This is a genomic window from Sphingomonas sp. CFBP 13714, assembly GCF_014842205.1.
Classification (GTDB): domain Bacteria; phylum Pseudomonadota; class Alphaproteobacteria; order Sphingomonadales; family Sphingomonadaceae; genus Sphingomonas; species Sphingomonas aerolata.
This window is the reverse complement of the sequence record NZ_JACYVG010000002.1, coordinates 61,319-79,306: the sequence shown is the minus strand read 5'-3', so window position 1 is coordinate 79,306 and position 17,988 is coordinate 61,319. Positions and strand designations below refer to the sequence as shown.

21 protein-coding genes are annotated in these 17,988 nt (G+C 66.8%); 7 read left to right on the top strand and 14 right to left on the bottom strand.

Annotation, left to right across the window (positions count from 1 at the left end; translation table 11 throughout):
- Positions 1–151: 151 nt before the first annotated feature.
- The 7 genes from sucD to IFT54_RS04655 form a co-directional block, all read right to left on the bottom strand.
- Positions 152–1,036, bottom strand: a complete 885-nt coding sequence (sucD, locus tag IFT54_RS04685; RefSeq protein ID WP_192069789.1) for a succinate--CoA ligase subunit alpha — start codon at positions 1,034–1,036, stop codon at positions 152–154.
- A 56-nt stretch (positions 1,037–1,092) separates the two neighbouring features.
- Entirely contained in the window at positions 1,093–1,389 is a 297-nt protein-coding gene (locus tag IFT54_RS04680) for a GIY-YIG nuclease family protein (protein ID WP_031440111.1), read from the bottom strand.
- A gap of 67 nt (positions 1,390–1,456) precedes the next feature.
- The gene (gene mdh / locus IFT54_RS04675) at positions 1,457–2,419 is read right to left on the bottom strand and encodes a malate dehydrogenase (protein WP_192069788.1); all 963 of its coding nucleotides are present in this window, start codon (positions 2,417–2,419) and stop codon (positions 1,457–1,459) included.
- A gap of 262 nt (positions 2,420–2,681) precedes the next feature.
- On the bottom strand, positions 2,682–3,773 hold the full coding sequence (gene zapE, locus IFT54_RS04670) for a cell division protein ZapE (RefSeq protein ID WP_192069787.1): 1,092 nt from the start codon (positions 3,771–3,773) through the stop codon (positions 2,682–2,684).
- Between the two features lie 129 nt (positions 3,774–3,902).
- Positions 3,903–4,367, bottom strand: a complete 465-nt coding sequence (locus IFT54_RS04665) for a PaaI family thioesterase (protein WP_192069786.1) — start codon at positions 4,365–4,367, stop codon at positions 3,903–3,905.
- Between the two features lie 273 nt (positions 4,368–4,640).
- Positions 4,641–5,423, bottom strand: coding sequence for a succinate dehydrogenase iron-sulfur subunit (locus tag IFT54_RS04660; RefSeq protein WP_031393667.1), 783 nt, complete (start codon positions 5,421–5,423; stop codon positions 4,641–4,643).
- A gap of 134 nt (positions 5,424–5,557) precedes the next feature.
- On the bottom strand, positions 5,558–6,139 hold the full coding sequence (locus IFT54_RS04655; RefSeq protein ID WP_031393666.1) for a ClpP family protease: 582 nt from the start codon (positions 6,137–6,139) through the stop codon (positions 5,558–5,560).
- A gap of 96 nt (positions 6,140–6,235) precedes the next feature.
- On the opposite strand from IFT54_RS04655, the gene IFT54_RS04650 reads away from it, so the two are divergent.
- Together IFT54_RS04650 and brnA are read left to right on the top strand one after the other, a co-directional pair.
- Positions 6,236–6,511, top strand: a complete 276-nt coding sequence (locus IFT54_RS04650) for a BrnT family toxin (protein ID WP_031393665.1) — start codon at positions 6,236–6,238, stop codon at positions 6,509–6,511.
- Positions 6,489–6,773, top strand: coding sequence for a type II toxin-antitoxin system BrnA family antitoxin (gene brnA, locus IFT54_RS04645; RefSeq protein WP_197984579.1), 285 nt, complete (start codon positions 6,489–6,491; stop codon positions 6,771–6,773). Before IFT54_RS04650 ends, brnA begins: the two co-directional genes overlap by 23 nt.
- Before the next feature lie 2 nt (positions 6,774–6,775).
- Here brnA and IFT54_RS04640 read toward each other — a convergent pair whose 3' ends face one another.
- From IFT54_RS04640 to sdhC, 4 genes are read right to left on the bottom strand one after another with little or no spacing between them, the layout of a single operon-like run.
- The gene (locus tag IFT54_RS04640; RefSeq protein ID WP_056405189.1) at positions 6,776–7,063 is read right to left on the bottom strand and encodes a hypothetical protein; all 288 of its coding nucleotides are present in this window, start codon (positions 7,061–7,063) and stop codon (positions 6,776–6,778) included.
- On the bottom strand, positions 7,063–8,865 hold the full coding sequence (gene sdhA / locus IFT54_RS04635; RefSeq protein ID WP_031440116.1) for a succinate dehydrogenase flavoprotein subunit: 1,803 nt from the start codon (positions 8,863–8,865) through the stop codon (positions 7,063–7,065). The genes IFT54_RS04640 and sdhA overlap by 1 nt, the downstream gene beginning before the upstream one ends.
- Positions 8,865–9,251: a succinate dehydrogenase, hydrophobic membrane anchor protein gene (sdhD, locus tag IFT54_RS04630; protein WP_031440117.1), complete on the bottom strand. Its 387-nt coding sequence runs from the start codon at positions 9,249–9,251 to the stop codon at positions 8,865–8,867. Before sdhD ends, sdhA begins: the two co-directional genes overlap by 1 nt.
- Entirely contained in the window at positions 9,251–9,595 is a 345-nt protein-coding gene (gene sdhC / locus IFT54_RS04625; RefSeq protein WP_031393660.1) for a succinate dehydrogenase, cytochrome b556 subunit, read from the bottom strand. The genes sdhD and sdhC overlap by 1 nt, the downstream gene beginning before the upstream one ends.
- A gap of 321 nt (positions 9,596–9,916) precedes the next feature.
- On the opposite strand from sdhC, the gene IFT54_RS20685 reads away from it, so the two are divergent.
- The 4 genes from IFT54_RS20685 to IFT54_RS04605 all read left to right on the top strand — a co-directional run bounded on the left by IFT54_RS20685 (position 9,917) and on the right by IFT54_RS04605 (position 14,383).
- A complete protein-coding gene (locus IFT54_RS20685) occupies positions 9,917–11,260 on the top strand; it encodes a methyl-accepting chemotaxis protein (protein ID WP_031393659.1) in 1,344 nt (447 codons plus the stop codon).
- 21 nt (positions 11,261–11,281) lie between these two features.
- Complete coding sequence (locus tag IFT54_RS04615; protein ID WP_197984578.1) at positions 11,282–12,673, top strand: methyl-accepting chemotaxis protein; 1,392 nt, start codon at positions 11,282–11,284, stop codon at positions 12,671–12,673.
- Between the two features lie 65 nt (positions 12,674–12,738).
- Entirely contained in the window at positions 12,739–13,443 is a 705-nt protein-coding gene (locus tag IFT54_RS04610; RefSeq protein ID WP_192069785.1) for an SDR family NAD(P)-dependent oxidoreductase, read from the top strand.
- Positions 13,433–14,383 (top strand): 50S ribosomal protein L11 methyltransferase, encoded by a 951-nt coding sequence (locus tag IFT54_RS04605; RefSeq protein WP_192069784.1) that lies wholly within the window; start codon positions 13,433–13,435, stop codon positions 14,381–14,383. The genes IFT54_RS04610 and IFT54_RS04605 overlap by 11 nt, the downstream gene beginning before the upstream one ends.
- 440 nt (positions 14,384–14,823) lie before the next feature.
- Here IFT54_RS04605 and phhA read toward each other — a convergent pair whose 3' ends face one another.
- Positions 14,824–15,693 carry a phenylalanine 4-monooxygenase gene (gene phhA / locus IFT54_RS04600; protein ID WP_192069783.1) on the bottom strand — a complete coding sequence of 290 codons (870 nt, stop codon included), beginning with the start codon at positions 15,691–15,693 and terminating at the stop codon, positions 14,824–14,826.
- Between the two features lie 22 nt (positions 15,694–15,715).
- Between phhA and IFT54_RS04595 the strand changes: the two genes are divergently transcribed.
- The gene (locus IFT54_RS04595) at positions 15,716–16,381 is read left to right on the top strand and encodes a TIGR02117 family protein (RefSeq protein WP_192069782.1); all 666 of its coding nucleotides are present in this window, start codon (positions 15,716–15,718) and stop codon (positions 16,379–16,381) included.
- A gap of 211 nt (positions 16,382–16,592) precedes the next feature.
- Here the strand turns inward: IFT54_RS04595 and IFT54_RS04590 are convergent, their stop codons facing one another.
- A complete protein-coding gene (locus IFT54_RS04590) occupies positions 16,593–16,871 on the bottom strand; it encodes a hypothetical protein (protein ID WP_031396071.1) in 279 nt (92 codons plus the stop codon).
- Positions 16,872–17,876: a glycerophosphodiester phosphodiesterase gene (locus IFT54_RS04585; RefSeq protein ID WP_192069781.1), complete on the bottom strand. Its 1,005-nt coding sequence runs from the start codon at positions 17,874–17,876 to the stop codon at positions 16,872–16,874. It abuts the gene before it with no gap.
- Positions 17,877–17,988: the final 112 nt, after the last annotated feature.

Here is a 17,988-nt window from a genome sequence, read left to right as displayed (position 1 = left end):
CCTCAGTTTCCCTCTCCCCCGCGGGGGAGTGGGAGGGGCCCGCCCGCACTTGCGGGTGGGAGGGTGAGGGCACGGGCGGTCACGTGCCCTCACCCTTCCGCCGCCAAATGGCGGCTCCTTCCCTCTCCCCGAAGGGAGAGGGGTAGTAAGATCAACCCTTCAGCACGCTCAGCAGCGTCTCGGCGAGCAGGCTGGGGCTTTCCGAGACCTTGATCCCGGCAGCTTCCATCGCCGCGATCTTGCTCTCGGCATCGCCCTTGCCGCCCGAGACGATCGCACCGGCATGGCCCATGCGACGACCCGGAGGCGCCGTGCGGCCCGCGATGAAGCCGGCCATCGGCTTCTTGCGGCCACGCTTGGCCTCGTCGATCAGGAACTGCGCGGCCTGCTCCTCGGCGTCGCCGCCGATTTCGCCGATCATGATGATCGACTTGGTCTCGTCGTCCGCCAGGAACAGCTCGAGCACGTCGATGAAGTTCGTGCCGTTGACCGGATCGCCACCGATGCCGACCGCGGTCGTCTGACCAAGGCCTGCGTTCGAGGTCTGGAAGACCGCCTCATAGGTGAGCGTGCCTGAACGGCTGACAACGCCGACCGAGCCCTTCTTGAAGATCGAACCGGGCATGATGCCGATCTTGCACTCGCCGGGGGTCAGGACGCCGGGGCAGTTCGGGCCGATCAGGCGCGACTTGGAGCCCGCGAGCGCGCGCTTGACCTTGACCATGTCGAGCACGGGAATGCCCTCGGTGATCGCGACGATCAGCTCGATCTGTGCGTCGATCGCCTCGAGGATCGAGTCGGCCGCGAAGGGGGGCGGCACGTAGATGACCGACGCGGTCGCGCCGGTGACCGACTTCGCTTCGGCGACGGTGTTGTAGACGGGGAGGTCGAGGTGAGTCGTGCCGCCCTTGCCGGGGGTGACGCCACCGACCATCTGCGTGCCGTATTCCAGCGCCATCTTGGTGTGGAAGCTGCCGGTTTCGCCGGTCATGCCCTGCGTGATGACCTTGGTGTTCTTGTCGACGAGGATGCTCATCTAGTTTTCTCTCTCTCGTTCCCCGGCGGAGGCCGGGGCCCAGTTGGGAAGGCGGGTCAGTCTGGCGTCAGCGTATCAAACAGATCATCCCAGTTCGGGTTCATCCCTTCGATCGCTTTCACCTTCCAGGCCCGTTTCCATTCCTTCATCTGCAGCTCACGCTGCCGGGCGGCGTCCAGATCATCATAGACTTCGTACCAGACGAGTAGATGACAACCGTATTTCTTCGTAAATCCTGCGACGACCCCGTTGCGATGCTCCCAAGCACGCTTGGGAAGATTGCTGGTGACGCCGAGATAGATCGTGCCGTTACGCCTGCTGGCCATGATGTAGACGCAGAAGGCGGTATCCATCACGGGACTTCTCCCAACTGGACCCCGGCCTTCGCCGGGGAACAGCAGATCAGCTCATGTCCTCAAATCAGTTCAGGCTACCGTCGATACCCTTGCACGCCACGATCAGTTCCTTGACCGCGTCGACCGAGACCTGGAGGTTGCCCTTGGCTTCGTCGTCGAGCTTGATCTCGACGATCTTCTCGACGCCGCCGGCGCCGATCACCACGGGGACGCCGACATACAGGTCGTCGAGGCCATATTCACCCGAGACGTATGCCGCGGCGGGCAGGACGCGCTTCTGGTCGTAGAGATAGGCTTCCGCCATCGCGATGCCGCTGGTGGCGGGCGCGTAATAGGCCGAGCCGGTCTTGAGCAGCGCGACGATCTCGCCGCCGCCGCCGCGCGTGCGCTTGACGATCGCGTCGATCTTTTCCTGGCTCGACATGCCCATCGCGATGAGATCGGGGACGGGGATGCCCGAGACGGTCGAGTAGCTGATGACCGGGACCATCGTGTCGCCGTGGCCGCCGAGCACGAAGCTGGTGACGTCCTTGACCGAGACCTTGAACTCGTCGGCGAGGAAATGGCTGAAGCGCGACGAGTCGAGCACGCCGGCCATGCCGACGACCATGTGGTGCGGCAGACCCGAGAATTCGCGCAGCGCCCAGACCATCGCGTCGAGCGGGTTGGTGATGCAGATGACGAATGCGTCGGGTGCGTTGGCCTTGATGCCCTCGCCGACGGCCTTCATGACCTTCAGGTTGATGCCGAGCAGGTCGTCGCGGCTCATGCCGGGCTTGCGCGCGACACCGGCGGTGACGATGATGACGTCCGCGCCTGCGATATCGGCATAGTCGTTCGAGCCGGTGATCGTCGAGTCGAAGCCTTCGACCGGGCCGCACTGCGACAGGTCGAGCGCCTTGCCCTGGGGGATGCCCTCGGCCACGTCGAACAGGACGATATCGCCCAGACCCTTGAGTGCTGCGAGGTGCGCGAGCGTGCCGCCGATGTTACCGGCGCCGATCAGCGCGATCTTCTTGCGAGCCATTCCAATCCGTCTCCGTCTGATGTGCGGGGTGATTGGTGACGCCGGTTACGCGCATTATGGCGCTACGGCAACCGTTAAAGCGGAAAAGTGGTCTCGTTATTGCAACTCGTTCGCAGGAGCAATAAGCTTGCCGACGTGCGCTGGACCACCCCGGCGGAGGCCGGGGCCCAGTTGGGGGACGGTGCAAACTAGGCGCAGTTCTTCGTTACGACTGCCTTTCCAACTGGGCCCCGGCCTTCGCCGGGGTGGTGTTTGGGGTGCGTCAGATATGCCCTTCCGCCAGATACTCCTCGGAGCGCATCTCTTCCAGCCGGCTGATCGTGCGGTCGAACTCGAACCGCCCGTCGCCGCTCGCGTAGAGATCGCCCGGCTGCGCGTCGGCGGCGGCGAGCAGCTTGACCTTGTGCTCGTAGAGCGCGTCGATGAGGCCGACGAACCGCGCGGCCTCGTTGCGGTTTTCGGGCCCGAGCTTGGGGATGCCGACGAGGATGATCGTGTGGAATTTGCGGGCGATGGCGAGATAGTCGGCCACCCCCCTCGCCTCGCCGCACAGCTTCCTGAAGCTGAACACCGCGACGCCCTTGAGCGATTTCGGCACGCGCAGGGCGCGGCCCTGGACGATCAGCTCCTCGGACGGGACATGCTCGCTGTCGTCGGGCGAGAAGTCGGTGAGGCGGAAGAACGCGGCGGAGAGCTGCGCGGTGGCCTCGGCGCCGTTGGGGACGAGCCAGGTGTCCTGGCTGCCGAGCCGGTCGCGGCGGTAATCGACGGGGCCGTTGAGCGGGAGGACGTCGAGCCGCTGTTCGATCGTCGCGATGAAGGGGAGGAAATGCTCGCGGTTGAGGCCGTTCTTGTAGAGATCGGCGGGCGGGCGGTTCGAGGTGGTGACGATCGTCACGCCGGAATCGAGCAGCGAGGTGACGAGCCGCGACAGGATCATCGCGTCGGGGCTGTTGGTGACCATCATCTCGTCGAACGCCAGCAGCCGGGTCTCCTCGGCGATCGCGGTGGCGACGGGGACGATCGGGTCGCCGACCTCCTTGCGACGCTCGGCGGCGATGCGGGCATGGACCTCGAGCATGAATTCGCCGAAATGGACGCGGCGCTTCCGGTCGACCGCAACCTCGGCGAAGAACAGGTCCATCAACATCGACTTGCCGCGGCCGACCCCGCCCCAGAGATAGACGCCGCGCGGCGCCGGCTTTTTCGCAAAGCGCGCGAAGAAGCCGGTCGCGACGGGTGCGGCGAGTTCGGTAGCGAGCGTGTTCAGGCGTGCGGCGGCGGCGGCCTGTTCGGGGTCGGGGCGGAGTTCGCCCGAGGCGACGAGCGCTTCGTAGGCGGCGAGGACGGTCATTGGCCTTTACCACCCCGGCGGAGGCCGGGGCCCAGGGGGGAAGGTCGCCGTGATAGAACGCTACGCTTGAACAATGATCGTGTCCCAACTGGGCCCCGGCCTTCGCCGGGGTGGTGATAGCGGTCGGGGTCAGCCCTTCGGCGGCTTAGGCGACGGCTTGCGGATCGTCGCGGAGAAGGCCGCGATCTTCGCTTCGTCGTCGCCTTGCACCACGAGGCCCCGCAGGAACAAGAGGCGGCCGGTTTCCTTCAGCACCTCGACCTGCGCCTCGATCGGCGCGCCGATGCGGCCGCCACCGATGAACTGGGTGTTGAGGTCGAGCGTCACCGCGGTGCCGGCGGTGATCAGCCCGAAGCCGCGTGCGGCGGCGAAGAGCGCGACGTCGATGAAGCCGAGCAGCGCGCCGCCGTGCACATTGTCCTGCAGGTTCGAATGGCGACGCTCGGGCGTGATGCGGACGCGGACGAGGTGGCCGTCGACGCGGTAGAGCATGGGGCCGAGGAGCGTGTTGAACCGGGTCGGGTCGGACAGGGTCCAGCTGCGCCAGCCGGGGTTTGCGGGGTCTTCGGCGTCGAGGAAATGGGGGGTGGTCATGAGTTCCGTTCGTCCTGAGCGAAGTCGAAGGACTTTTGGGAGCGCCACCCCCTGCCCCGGGGCCTGTGCTTCGACTACGCTCAGCACGAACGGGGTTGGGGGAGCGCCACCACCTGCCCCGGGCTTGTGCTTCGACTTCGCTCAGCACGAACGGGGGTGGGGGAGCGCCGCGCCCTGCCCCGGGCCTGTGCTTCGACTTCGCTCAGCACGAACGGAGGGTGGAGCGAGGCGGGGCGAGAGCGGGGTGGAGGGGACCGCCCTCCCCCTGCCGGATCAGACGATTCGTTCGGCTTCCATCTTCTTGATCTCGGCGATCGCCTTGGCGGGATTCAATCCCTTGGGGCAGGCGTTCGCGCAGTTCATGATCGTGTGGCAGCGATAGAGGCGGAACGGATCCTCGAGCTCGTCGAGCCGCTCGCCGGTCATCTCGTCGCGGCTGTCGGCGAGCCAGCGATAGGCCTGGAGCAGGATCGCGGGGCCGAGGAACTTGTCGGCGTTCCACCAGTAGCTCGGGCACGAGGTCGAGCAGCAGGCGCACAGGATGCACTCGTACAGGCCGTCGAGCTTCGAGCGGTCTTCGGGCGACTGGAGACGCTCCTTGCCCGAGGGCGGCGGGGTGACGGTCTGGAGCCAGGGCTTGATCGACGAATATTGCGCGTAGAAATGCGTGAAATCGGGGACGAGATCCTTGATCACGTCCATGTGCGGCAGCGGGGTGATCTGGACCTCGCCCTTGCAGTCCTCGATCGCAGTGGTGCAGGCGAGGCCGTTCTTGCCGTCGATGTTCATCGAGCAGGAGCCGCAAATCCCCTCGCGGCACGAGCGGCGGAAGGTTAGCGAGCTGTCCTGCTCGCCCTTCATCTTGATCAGCGCGTCGAGCACCATCGGGCCGGTCTCGTCGAGGTCGAGCTCGAACGTATCGTAACGGGGATTTTCGCCGCTATCGGGATCGTAGCGATACACCTTGAACGATTTCAGCCGCTTGCCCCCGCTGGTCGAGGCGTGCTTGACGCCCTTCTTAACGACGCTGTTTTTCGGGAGCGAGAATTCGGCCATTGCGAGCGGTCCGTCCGTGGTGTGATGACAAGGTTGTCAGAGCCGATACATGACAGGGGCCCTGCCCGCAAATCCTTAGCTTCGCGGGTGCAACATGAGTCACATGTGGGGCGCGGCACGGACCGCCGCAACCGTCAGATGATGTCGAGGATCAGCCCGAGATCGCGCGCTTCCTCCGCCTCGATATACCAGTTGGACGGTGCCTTGGCCTTGAGCTCCTCGATATCGACCTTGGTGCCGCGGACGAGATCGCGAAAGCCCTCTTCCTGGATGTTGATCGAATCCTCGATCTCGTGGAGCTTGGCCTTCAGCGTATAGGACAGCGCGTTGAGCGGGCCGTTGAGCTGGATCGTGCTCGTCATCTGGCGCTCATGGATCATCAGGCGGCTGTTGCGCGTAAGGAACCGGCTGTCGGCGGGAAAGGCGGACATGAAGGTGGCACCAGCCGAATAGACCGCGACCTTGCCGAGGAACAGCGTCTCGCGATCGGTATATTCGCGCAGCAGGCGGATATGGTCGCCCATCGCGCGCGCCATTTCGGGGTCGCCGCCAAGCGTGGTGATCGAGACGACGAGCGGCCCCTCGGTCGGCGCAGCCGCGACTTGCGCCTTGAAGCTGTCGTACATCGCGTCGTCGACGGGGCCGTGCAGCTGGACATGGGGGACGGCGAGCAACGGATAGTTGCGCGCGTTCGAAGCGGGGGAGGTGTCGGTCATGCGCGGGCAAACTTACCGCGGTATCGAGCGGTTCCGATGTCGTCCGCAAAAGACCGGGAGTATAGATTCTATACCGAAATTGCGGTAGAGTTGGGCATGTTCGAATTCGACCCGGACAAGAGCGCGGCCAACGCGGTCAAGCACGGTATTGATTTCGTCGAAGCTCAGGCGCTGTGGGGCGATGACGAGCGGATCGTCGTCGGATCGGCCCAGCGCCATGTGGGCGAAGACCGGCAACTGGTGATCGGCCGGATCGGCGATCGCCTGTGGACGGCGATCGTCACCGATCGCGGTACGGCGACCCGGATCATCTCGGTTCGCCGCGCGAGAGATTATGAGGAACTGGCTTATGAACGCGCCCGCACCGGCTAAATCCGTGCTGTACAAGGCTATCTCAGCCGACGAGCTCGACCGGCGGTTCGACGAGGGCGAGGATGTCAGCGCGTATTTCGACTGGTCCAGCCCGCGCAAGCCTGCGCTGGAGGCCAAGCGCGTGAACGTCGATTTCCCCACGTGGATGGTAGAGAGTCTCGACGTGCAGGCCCGCAAGCGTGGCGTCACGCGTCAGGCGCTCATCAAGATGTGGCTGGCGGATCGTCTGGAAGCGGCAGCGAATGCGCCCGCCAGCCCCTGAGGTCAGATGTCCCGGTCGAGTGCCGGATTGGCCTGTCGCTTGTGCTGGAGGATCCAGCCGACCAGGCCGCCAGGGACGCCGCCCGCGAGCGAGAAGAGCGCGAAGAAGGTGATGGCGATCTTCTGCGGGTCTTCGCCGGGCGCGCGCGTTTCGATGCCGTAGATATAGATCGCGGTCCCGATCGCGACGATCGCCGGCCAGAGAAAGCCGGCGATCATCGGCGGGAACCGCGTCAGCAGCCCCACCGCGACGGGCACGAGAAACCCGATCGCGATGATGGCCCAAATCATCAATAGACCCGCTTCTTGGGCTTGATGTAGTCGACGTCGTCGGTGAGCGTGTAGTCGTGCACCGGGCGGAAATCGATCTTGGTCTGACCGCCCTTGCCGCCCCAGCCGTCGAAGGTCGTGATGGTGTGCTTCATCCAGTTGGCATCGTCACGCTCGGGGAAATCCTCGTGCATGTGTGCGCCGCGCGACTCGGTGCGGTTGGCGGCCGAGTTCATCGTGACGACGGCCTGGCCGATCAGATTGTCGAGCTCCATCGTCTCGACCAGATCGGTGTTCCAGATCATGCTGCGATCCTTCACGGCGACGTCGGTCATCCGGTTGTAGATGCCCGCCATCTTCTCGACGCCCTGGTTGAGCAGTTCGGTATCGCGGAACACCGCGCAATGCTTCTGCATCGTCTGCTGCATGTCGAGACGGATCTGCGCGGTCGGCGACCCGCCGCTCGCATTGCGGAACGTGTCGAGACGCGTGAGCGCGAGATCTTCCGAACCCTTGGGCAGCGGCGCGTGCGCGGTGCCGGGCTTGAGCGTGTCGCGGATCCGCAGACCGGTCGCACGGCCGAACACCACGAGATCGATCAGGCTGTTCGAGCCCAAGCGGTTGGCGCCGTGGACCGAGACGCAGGCGGCCTCACCGACCGCGAAAAGGCCGGGGACGACCGCGTCGGGGTTGCCGCCGACGAGGTTGACGACCTCGCCGTGGAAGTTGGTCGGGATGCCGCCCATGTTGTAATGCACGGTCGGCGTGACGGGCAGCGGCTGGCGCGTGAGATCGACGCCCGCGAAGACCTTGCCGGTCTCGGTGATGCCGGGCAGGCGCTCTGCCAGAACCTTCGGATCGATGTGATCGAGGTGCAGGAAGATGTGGTCGCCATTCTTGCCGACGCCGCGGCCTTCGCGCATTTCGAGCGCCATCGAGCGGCTGACGACGTCGCGCGAGGCGAGGTCCTTCGCCGACGGGGCATAGCGCTCCATGAAGCGCTCGCCCTCGGAGTTGGTCAGGTAGCCGCCCTCACCGCGTGCGCCCTCGGTGATGAGCACGCCCGCGCCGTAGATGCCGGTCGGGTGGAACTGGACGAACTCCATGTCCTGCAGCGGAAGCCCGGCGCGGAGCACCATCGCATTGCCGTCGCCGGTGCAAGTGTGCGCCGAGGTCGCCGAGAAATAGACGCGGCCATAGCCGCCGGTGGCGAGCACGGTCTGGTGGCTGCGGAAGCGGTGGATCGAACCGTCTTCCATGCACAAGGCGATCACGCCGCGGCAGACGCCGTTTTCCATGATCAGGTCGAGCGCGAAATACTCGACGAAGAAGTCCGTGTTGTACTTCAGGCTCTGCTGGTAGAGCGCGTGGAGCATCGCGTGGCCGGTACGATCGGCGGCAGCGGCGGTGCGCTGGACCGGGGGGCCCTCGCCCATGTTCTGCATGTGGCCGCCGAACGGACGCTGATAGATCGTGCCGTTCTCGTTACGGCTGAACGGCATGCCGGCATGTTCGAGCTCGTAGACCGCCTGCGGCGCCTCGCGGCACAGATACTCGATCGCGTCCTGGTCGCCGAGCCAGTCGGAGCCCTTGACGGTGTCGAACATGTGCCAGGTCCAGTGATCCGGCGAGTTGTTGCCGAGCGACGCGGCGATGCCGCCCTGGGCGGCGACGGTGTGCGACCGGGTCGGGAAGACCTTGGTGATGCACGCGGTCTTCAGGCCGCTCTCGGCGATGCCCATCGTGGCGCGCAGGCCCGAGCCGCCGGCCCCGACGACGACCGCATCATAGGTATGATCGATGATCTTGTAGGCAGCTGACATTACGCAGGAGCTCCGGAGAAGGCGACCTTCAGGATCGCGAACAGGGCGATGCCGCCCAGCGTGAAGGTGAACAGGTTGAGCAGGATCATCGTCACGACGCGGCTTTCGCCGTGCATGTAATCCTCGATCACGACCTGCAGACCGAGACGGAAATGGTAGAAGACCGACAGGATCAGCAGCGCCATCGGGATCGCCGCCCAGGACGACTGGAGCCACAGATGCACCGAGGCATAGTCATAGGCGGGCATCCGCGCGACCGCGACCATCAGCCAGGCCATCAGGAAGATGTTGGCGCCGGCGGTCAGCCGCTGCTGCCACCAATGCTGCGTGCCGTGCTTGGCGCTGCCCAGACCGCGGACGCGGCCGACTGGCGTACCCGAACCCATTACTTCATCCCCATGTAGAGCCAGAAGGCGACCGTCAGCAGCGTGCTGGCCAGGATCGTGGCGCGCGCACCCATGCGGTTGCGCTTAAGTTCGAAACCGGCGCCGGTGTCCATCACCAGATGGCGGATGCCCGTCATCATGTGCTGGAGCAGCGACCAGGTCAGGCCGATGCCGATGACATAGCCCAGAATGTTGAGCCCGCCCGTATCGGTCGTGAACACGTCGACAAAGGTCGCATAGGCCTGATCCCCCGAGGCGATCGCGGCGAGCCACCAGACGAGCAGCAGGCTGCCGACGGTCGCCATGCCGCTGCCGGTCGCGCGGTGCAGGATCGAGACCAGCATGTGCGGGCCCCATTTATAGACCTGCAGATGGGGAGAAAGCGGGCGTGCCGGGTTGCGCGATGCCAAGGGCTGTGTCCTCGAGTACGAAGGGCGAGTAACGAACGGTTTGCCGGTCTATTAGACGCCATGTGCTGCGATGCAACCCATCGCCGCCCGGCTTGATAACCCAGGGCAATGCGCAGGGGCTACCGGGCGGTTGGTCGGGCGGGGCGGCGGGCGCCCCCTGCCCCGCGGCATCGATCCCTAACCTGGCCTTAAGGAATCACCGTTAGCGCTGGCCGGGCAACGCGATCCGGAGTTTACCCTTTGACCTCACTCGACATGCCGGCCCCCGGGTCGATCGCCACCCAGATCGACCTGGCCGCACGGCTGCGCGCGTTTGACTTTGACGGCTCGCTCGCGGCGGCCAGCCGCGAGCTCTGGGCGCTGATCGAACCGCATGTCGTCACCATCTCCCAGGCCTATTGGGAACAGTGGCAGCGCTGTTTCAGCAACGAGCGGATCTGGTCGCCGCACGAGGCCGACGCGATGATCGAGGTCGGCTGCAATTTCCTGCGCGACCGCTTCCTCAACACCAATGCGCGCGGCTGGGTCGAATCGGTCGAGCGATCGGTCGCCGCGGCCTATGCCGCCGACGTGTCGCCGATGGCGTTGCTGTCGATGATCAGCGCGAGCGACCGTGCTGCGCTCGGCGTGCTGATGCAGAGCGTGGCGCGCGACAATGACCGACTTTCCTTGTATATCGACACGCTGATGAGGCTGTCGGCGCTGGAAGGTGAGATCACCGTGGCGATCTATACCAAATATCGCAACTTCTCGGCGCAGGGCGCGCGCGACACGCTGGCGGTCGAATTCCGCGACGGAATCGCGACAATGGTCGAGACCGCGACCGACGAGGGGCATGTGCTGCGCGAGCAGGCGGTCCGCAGCTCGGCCTCGACCCGCGCGGTGCTGGGCAAGGCGAGCGAGGTGGCCGCCGCCGCCGAACAGTCCGCCGTCGCGATGCGCGAGGCCGCACAGACCGCCGCGGGGCTGATCCGCGCGATCGAGGATGCGCGCAGCGAGGTCGAGGCCGCAGCCGAGATCGCCAATCGCGCATCCGCACAGGCGACCGACGCGGTCGGCATGTCCGAGGCGCTGAGCGATCACGCCAAGTCGATCGAGTCGATCCTGGGGCTGATCCGCGACATTGCCGGCCAGACCAACCTGCTCGCGCTCAACGCGACGATCGAGGCGGCGCGCGCGGGCGATGCCGGGCGCGGCTTCGCGGTGGTGGCGCAGGAAGTGAAGAGCCTCGCCAGCCAGACCGCACGCGCGACCGACGACATCGCCGCCAAGATCGCCGCGATCCAGTCGGCGACGCGCGGCACGGTCGCGACCAATGCGAGCATCAAGGCGACCGTCGCCGAGGTGCAGGACAGCGCCGACCGGATCCGGCACGCGATGGAGGCGCAGGCGCAGACCGTCACCGCGATCACCGCCGCGGTCGACGAAACCGCGCTCGCCGCCGATTCGATGTCGACGACGATCGCGGCGATCAGGGCGGATACCGAAATGGTGGCGACCGAGATCGACGGCGTCGGCCGGGGCTTCGACATGCTCGACAGCCGGCTGAGCAATCTGAAGACCAGCGCGGGCGTATTCATCGCGAAGGTGGCTGCATAACGGACGGCACAAGGGGGGAGCATGACCGCGCCAATCGACCGCATGAGCAATGGCGTGCCACACGGCACGCTGGACTGGGGCAATGATGGCCGGCCGCTGTACGAACGCGTGCGCGACTATGACTGGGACGGCGCGATCGGGCCGAGCTGCGCGACGCTGACCGCGATGCTGGATGCCGCCGACCACCGGCTGATCGCGGAGACGTTCTGGCGGCATTACCTCTCGCTCGAGAGCGCGCTTCATGTCCGGCCCGCCTTCACCCCCGAGCGACTCGAGCGCAGCATCGTCGCGAGCGCGCACTATGTCCGGCTGAAATATCTCTCCCCCTATGACCTGGCGTGGCGGGACATCGCGATCGACCATGCGGTCCAGTCGCGCAAGGCGAACATCCCGCTGCCCGCCTTGCTCGCCGCGCTGGCGTTCGCGCACAGCGTCACGCTCGGGCTGATCGCCAAACGGGTCGGCACCGACACCACGTCGATGCGGATGCTGGGCGACGTGATCCAGCGGCTCGCGCTGATCGAAGCGGACATCATGGCGTCGCATCTGAGCGCGTCCGATGCCGAGGCGGCGCGGATCGCCCGCAGCGCGCGGGCGGCGGCGTTCCGTGAGAGCATCGCCTCGTCGATCGAGGACACCGCCGAGCTGGGCGCGCGGATCCGCGTCCAGGCGATGGGCGCGTCGACCTCGACCCGCAGCGTGCTGGGCAAGACGAGCGAGGTCGCCGCCGCCGCCGAACAGTCGGCGCTGGCGATGCGCGAGGCGGCGCATACCGCCTCGGGACTGATCTGCGCGATCGAGGGCGCGCGGATCGAGGTCGAGGCGGCCGCCGAGATCGCCAACCGCGCGTCGGCGCAGGCGACCGACGCGGTCGGCATGTCCGAAACGCTGAGCGCGCATGCCCAGTCGATCGAATCGATCCTGGGGCTGATCCGCACGATCGCGGGGCAGACCAATCTGCTCGCACTCAACGCGACGATCGAGGCGGCGCGCGCGGGCGATGCCGGGCGCGGCTTTGCGGTGGTGGCGCAGGAGGTGAAGAGCCTCGCCAGCCAGACCGCGCGCGCGACCGACGACATCGCGACCAAGATCGCCGCGATCCAGGCCGCGACGCACAGCTCGGTGACGACCAGCGTCGGCATCCGCACGACCGTCGGCGAGGTCCAGGACAGCGCGGTGCGGATCCGCCAGGCGATGGACGCGCAGGCGCGGACCGTCGCGTCGATCACCGCCGCGGTCGACGAGACCGCGCTGGCCGCCGACACGATGTCCGCGACGATCGACATGATCCGCGGCGACGCGGAGGCGGTCGCCAACGAGATCACGCTGCTCGGCCAGGATTTCGGGCTGATCGACGACAAGCTGAGCGTGCTGCGCGGGGCCGCCGACGGGTTTTCGTCCAGCGTGGCGTGAGCGACCTCACCGCCGTGCAATCGGGCAGGTGACGGACCCTTACCGGGCGCGCTAAGGCACCGCGCATGACCATCCTACTCACAGGGTCGAGCCGGGGCATCGGCGCGGCCATTCACCAGGCGCTGACCGACGCGGGCGCCACCGTCATCGGGCACAAGAGCAGCAACGGGGGCAGCGCGAGCGGGCTCCCCGCCGACTTTGCCGATCCCGCCGGGCCGACCGCGCTCTGGAACGCCGCGCTCGAACAGGCCGGCGGCACGATCGACGTGCTGATCAACAATGCCGGGGTGTTCGAGGCGAGCCCGCTGGGTGACAGCGACTGGACCCAGCAATGGGAGCGGACGATGCGGGTCAACCTGACCGCGTCCGCCGAACTGTGCCGGCTCGCGGTGCTGCACTGGCAGGCGCGCGGGTTTGCCGGGCGGATCGTCAACATCGCCAGCCGCGCCGCCTATCGCGGCGATTCGCCCGCGCACTGGCATTATGCCGCGTCGAAGGCGGGGATGGTGGCGATGACCAAGACGATCGCGCGCGGCTATGCCCGCGAGGGGATCCTGGCGTTCGCGATCTGCCCCGGCTTCACGATGACCGGGATGGCGGAGGAGTATCTGTCGAGCCGCGGCGGCGATGCGCTGCTCGCCGACATTCCGCTCGGCAAGGTCGCGGACCCCGCCGAAGTCGCCTCGGTCGCGCGCTATTGCGCGCTCGAGGCGCCGGCGTCGATGACCGGCGCGGTGATCGACGTGAACGGCGCCAGCCATGTCCGCTGAGAGCTGGAAACTCACCCTCCCCTGCACGCGCGCGGAGGCGGAAGCGATCGATGCGAGCGGCGATCTGGGGGATGCGATTCCCGCCGACGCGGTGCTGATGACCACCGAGGAGATCGAGGACGACGTCGAATCCTGGCGGCTCGACGCGTATTTCGAGCATGAGCCGGGCGCCGACACGGTCGCGGCGGTGCGCGCGCTGGTGCCGAGCGCGGCGGGGGCCAGAATCGCGGTCGAGCGGCTGGCCGCGGCGGACTGGGTGACGATGAGCCAGGCGGGGCTCGAGCCGCTGTCGGTCGGGCGGTTCTTCGTCCACACCCGCGCGCATGCCGACGCGGTGCCCGCGGGGAAGCGCGCCTTCCTGATCGAGGCGAGCCGCGCGTTCGGAACGGGGCATCACGAGACGACCAGCGGGTGCCTGGCGATGCTCGACGGGCTGGCGGATGCGGCTTTCGCCAACGTCATCGACATCGGCACGGGGACCGGGCTGCTCGCCTTTGCCGCGGCGCATCTGTGGCCGGATGCGGCGGTGATGGGGACGGATATCGATCCGGTCTCGATCGAGGTGATGCAGGAGAATGCGGACCTGAACGGGGTCGCGGGGATCGACCTGGTGGTGGCCGACGGGACGCTCGACGACGCGATCGTCGCGCGCGCACCCTATGACCTGGTGATTGCCAACATCCTGGCGGGGCCGTTGGTGTCGATGGCGCCCGAGATCGCGTCGATCGCGGATGCGGGGGCGACGATCGTGCTGGCGGGACTGCTCGAGACGCAGCGCGCGGGCGTGGTCGCGGCGTATATGGCGTGCGGGTGCTCGCTGGAGGCGGTCGACCGGCGCGGGGACTGGAGCGTGCTGCGGCTGCGCGCGGGGGCGACGCGGTTCGTGGCGGATGGGCCGTTCGATCCCAAGGGGCGCGACGGGTGGGCGCTGGATATCTGATCCTGCTCCGCCGCGAAGGCGGGGGAAGTTGAGGGTGCGGCCCGTGGCTCGCCTCACACCCGGCACCACCCCGGCGGAGGCCGGGGCCCAGTTGGGATGGCCGTTCGGTTCCATCTCCGGGGTTCGCCCAACTGGGCCCCGGCCTTCGCCGGGGTGGTTCGTGGGTGGGGGGCGTTCGGTCTTACCAGGTGATACGGCTCGGCGCTGAAATTCTGAAAGCTCTTCCTCAGGACGCCTGTTCCCCCGCGAAGGCGGGGGTCCAGACTGGGCCCCCGCCTTCGCGGGGGAACATCGGGGTGCGGCCCGCGCCTCGCCTCACACTCTACACCACCCCGGCGGAGGCCGGGGCCCAGTTGGGTGAACCTTCGCGCATGAATCGCACAGCCTTCCCAACTGGGCCCCGGCCTTCGCCGGGGCGGGTTTGGGGTTAGCGGCTGGGTTCAGGCCGCAGCCTTGGCCTTTGCATAGGCCTGCGTGCCTTCCGTCAGCACGACGTCGCCGGGTTCGATCTGCGCGACGGGGATGTCGGGCTGGGCCTTCAGTTCCTCGTACAGCGGTGCGAAATCGGTCTCGACCGTCAGGCGCAGCAGTTCGTCGAAGCTCGGGATGACGAAATAGTTCTGCTGGAAATCGTCGATCCGGTATTCCGTCCGCATGACGCGCGCGAGGTCGAGCGCGATGCGGTTGGGGCTGGGGTCGTCGAGCGCGAAGCGGGTTTCGGCGAAGCTCGAGACGATGCCCGAGCCGTAGATGCGAAGCCCCTCGGGCTCGGCGATCAGGCCGAATTCGACCGTGTACCAGTAGAGCCGGCCGAGATATTTGAGCGCGTCGAGCCCGAGCGCGCGCTGGCCGCCGCGACCATAAGCCGCAAGATAGTCGGCGAAGACCGGGTCGGCGAGCATCGGCACGTGGCCGAACACGTCGTGGAAGACGTCGGGTTCCTGGAGATAGTCGAGCTGGTCGGGACGGCGGATGAAATTGCCCGCGACGAAGCGGCGATTGGCCATGTGATCGAAAAACACGTCGTCGGGGACGAGGCCGGGCACCGCGACGACCGACCAGCCGGTGAGCTTCATCAGCCGTTCGGACAGTTCCTCGAAATCGGGAATGCCGGGCTTCGAGAGTTTCAGCACGTCGAGCCCGCGCAGCCACGCGTTCGAGGCGCGACCGGGGAGCAGTTTCGACTGGCGCGCGAACAGCGTGTCCCAGGTCGCATGATCCTCGGCGGTATAGCTCGACCAGTTTTGCGGGATCGTCCAGTCGGGTGCCCCTTCGGGCGGCGTGCTGAGCACGTGCGTTTCTTCTAGCATGGCCATCGTCTAGCATGACCGAATGACAACGGAAACGCGCTGGATTCATTGGTCGTTAAGGATCCTTGCGGTCGTCTTCGGGCTCGTTGCAGCATATGCCGTGGCGGGGCTGGTCGGCGGGGCGATCTCGACCAACCGGGACTGGCGCCCTTCCCCGCGCGGCATACGCATCTTCGTCGAGAGCAACGGGGTGCATACCGGGATCATCGTCCCGAAGGTCGCAGCCGGGGTGGACTGGCGCGGGTTTGCCCGGCCCGGTGAACTGCGCGACCCGCGTTATGCCGCGTCCGATCACCTGGCGATCGGCTGGGGGGAGAAGGCGTTCTTCCTCGAGACGCCGACCTGGGCGGACGTGAAGCTGCGGACCGTGGTGGCGTCGGCGACCGGCAGCGACGCGGTGCTGCTGCACGTCGAGCATCTTGCCGCGCCGGTGCCGGGTGGCGACGTGCGCGCGGTGATGCTGAGCAAGCGGGAGTATCGGCGGCTGGCGGGGTATATCGCGGCGACGATCCGGCCGGGAGGGCGGGCCTATCCGGGCTATGCCGGTTATGACGCGTTCTACGATGCGCGGGGGCATTATAGCGGGGTGGCGACGTGCAATGCGTGGACGGGGGATGCGTTGCGGTTTGCGGGCGTGCGGGTCGGGTGGTGGACGCCGTTTCCGGCTACGGTGATGTGGTGGTTTTGAAGGGTTGCCCCCTTGTGTCCCCGCGAAGGCGGGGACCCAGACTGGGCTCCCGCCTTCGCGGGAGAACAGGATTGCAGGAGCGATTTCTCCTTACCACCCCGGCGAAGGCCGGGGCCCAGTTGGGGGACGTTGGTGACTGAGGTCAGCGCGAGGTTACTTCCGTTTCCCGACTGGGCCCCGGCCTTCGCCGGGGTGGTGTTTTTTTTTGCTGTCACTCCCCCGCGCGGTACCCCTGATATTGCCCGCATTCGCCGCGCCGGGGGTCCTTCCTGCAGCGTTTGGCGAGTTCCTTGCGCTGCTTGCCCTCCTCGGCCTCCTGCTTGCGCATCTTGCGGCCGTAATTGCGGTCCGATTCCTCCTGGCTGGTGGTCGTCCAGTCGACCGCCTTGCCCGCGACCTGGAACGGCGCCTTCACGATCGACGTCGCGGTGCTGATGCAGCCCGCGGTCATCAGGGGCAGGATCGCCAGAACGGGAAGAACCTTACGCATCTACTTCACTCCCGCGCGCAGCCGATCGCGCGCCTGCGCCCCGTATAGCGGAAAATCGGTGAAGAATCCGTCGATACCTTGCGCGAGCCCGGCGTCGATCTCCGCGGCGATGTCGGCGTGCGCGGCGGGGTCGGTGCCGCGGCGGAAGCGGTCGGAGACGAACATGTTTTCCGCGCGGTAGGTCCAGGGATGGACGCGCAGGCCCGCTTCATGCGCGTCGGCGACCAGTGGCGACGGCGTCGTGCCCGCCCACAACATGCCCTTGTTCGGGCCGATGCCATACGCATAGCCCGCCACCGCCTTCAGGCCCGCGGGCGTGATCATCGCGGCATAGCTCGGCAGCGCACCGTCGGCGGGGCCGCCCTCGCCGTCCATCAGCTGGATCAGCCGCACCCGCGTCACCGCGTGGAGCCGCTGGAGGTTCTTCACCTCGAACGACTGGATGAACACCGGCGCCGTCACCGAATCCCAGCCTGCCACCTTCAGCTGCGCGACCAGCAGCAGATCGGTCGGATGGCCGATGCCGGCGAAATAGGTCGGATGCTTGGTCTCGGGATAGATGCCGATCGTGCGGCCCGTCTCGGCGGAGCGCCGCTTGGCGAGCGCGATGATCTCGGCGAGCGTCGGGATCTCGAACCGGCCGTCATAGGCGGTGTTGGCGGGGCGGAGCTTCGGCAGCCGCTCCTTCGCGCGCAGCGTCTTCAGCTCGGCGAGCGTGAAATCCTCGACGAACCAGCCGGTGAGGTTGTGCCCGTCGATCGTCTTGGTCGTGCGGCGGCTGGCGAATTCGGGACGGTCGGCGACGTCGGTCGTGTCGGCGATCGCATTTTCGTGCCGTGCGACGAGCACGTCGTCCTTCGTCGGGACCAGGTCGGGCTCGATGAAGTCCGCGCCCTGATCGATCGCGAGGTCGTAGGCGGCGAGCGTATGTTCGGGGCGGAGCCCGCTCGCACCGCGGTGGGCGATCACGATCGGGGGCGTCGAGGGAGAATTTTTCGGTGTCATCGCAACAGATTGCCCGCCGGCGACGCCAAGCACCAGTGCGGCGATCCGTGAGAGCCAATCGCAATAGGAAACCATTCGACGCATCGGCGTTCAGTCCTCATATTTCCCGGAT

Bases quoted from the DNA above. Each gene is read 5' to 3' on its own strand.
- sucD (WP_192069789.1), bottom strand. From the start codon at position 1,036: ATGAGCATCCTCGTCGACAAGAACACCAAGGTCATCACGCAGGGCATG.
- IFT54_RS04680 (WP_031440111.1), bottom strand. From the start codon at position 1,389: ATGGATACCGCCTTCTGCGTCTACATCATGGCCAGCAGGCGTAACGGC.
- mdh (WP_192069788.1), bottom strand. From the start codon at position 2,419: ATGGCTCGCAAGAAGATCGCGCTGATCGGCGCCGGTAACATCGGCGGC.
- zapE (WP_192069787.1), bottom strand. From the start codon at position 3,773: ATGACCGTCCTCGCCGCCTACGAAGCGCTCGTCGCCTCGGGCGAACTC.
- IFT54_RS04665 (WP_192069786.1), bottom strand. From the start codon at position 4,367: ATGACCACCCCCCATTTCCTCGACGCCGAAGACCCCGCAAACCCCGGC.
- IFT54_RS04660 (WP_031393667.1), bottom strand. From the start codon at position 5,423: ATGGCCGAATTCTCGCTCCCGAAAAACAGCGTCGTTAAGAAGGGCGTC.
- IFT54_RS04655 (WP_031393666.1), bottom strand. From the start codon at position 6,139: ATGACCGACACCTCCCCCGCTTCGAACGCGCGCAACTATCCGTTGCTC.
- IFT54_RS04650 (WP_031393665.1), top strand. From the start codon at position 6,236: ATGTTCGAATTCGACCCGGACAAGAGCGCGGCCAACGCGGTCAAGCAC.
- brnA (WP_197984579.1), top strand. From the start codon at position 6,489: ATGAACGCGCCCGCACCGGCTAAATCCGTGCTGTACAAGGCTATCTCA.
- IFT54_RS04640 (WP_056405189.1), bottom strand. From the start codon at position 7,063: ATGATTTGGGCCATCATCGCGATCGGGTTTCTCGTGCCCGTCGCGGTG.
- sdhA (WP_031440116.1), bottom strand. From the start codon at position 8,865: ATGTCAGCTGCCTACAAGATCATCGATCATACCTATGATGCGGTCGTC.
- sdhD (WP_031440117.1), bottom strand. From the start codon at position 9,251: ATGGGTTCGGGTACGCCAGTCGGCCGCGTCCGCGGTCTGGGCAGCGCC.
- sdhC (WP_031393660.1), bottom strand. From the start codon at position 9,595: ATGCTGGTCTCGATCCTGCACCGCGCGACCGGCAGCGGCATGGCGACC.
- IFT54_RS20685 (WP_031393659.1), top strand. From the start codon at position 9,917: ATGCCGGCCCCCGGGTCGATCGCCACCCAGATCGACCTGGCCGCACGG.
- IFT54_RS04615 (WP_197984578.1), top strand. From the start codon at position 11,282: ATGACCGCGCCAATCGACCGCATGAGCAATGGCGTGCCACACGGCACG.
- IFT54_RS04610 (WP_192069785.1), top strand. From the start codon at position 12,739: ATGACCATCCTACTCACAGGGTCGAGCCGGGGCATCGGCGCGGCCATT.
- IFT54_RS04605 (WP_192069784.1), top strand. From the start codon at position 13,433: ATGTCCGCTGAGAGCTGGAAACTCACCCTCCCCTGCACGCGCGCGGAG.
- phhA (WP_192069783.1), bottom strand. From the start codon at position 15,693: ATGCTAGAAGAAACGCACGTGCTCAGCACGCCGCCCGAAGGGGCACCC.
- IFT54_RS04595 (WP_192069782.1), top strand. From the start codon at position 15,716: ATGACAACGGAAACGCGCTGGATTCATTGGTCGTTAAGGATCCTTGCG.
- IFT54_RS04590 (WP_031396071.1), bottom strand. From the start codon at position 16,871: ATGCGTAAGGTTCTTCCCGTTCTGGCGATCCTGCCCCTGATGACCGCG.
- IFT54_RS04585 (WP_192069781.1), bottom strand. From the start codon at position 17,876: ATGACACCGAAAAATTCTCCCTCGACGCCCCCGATCGTGATCGCCCAC.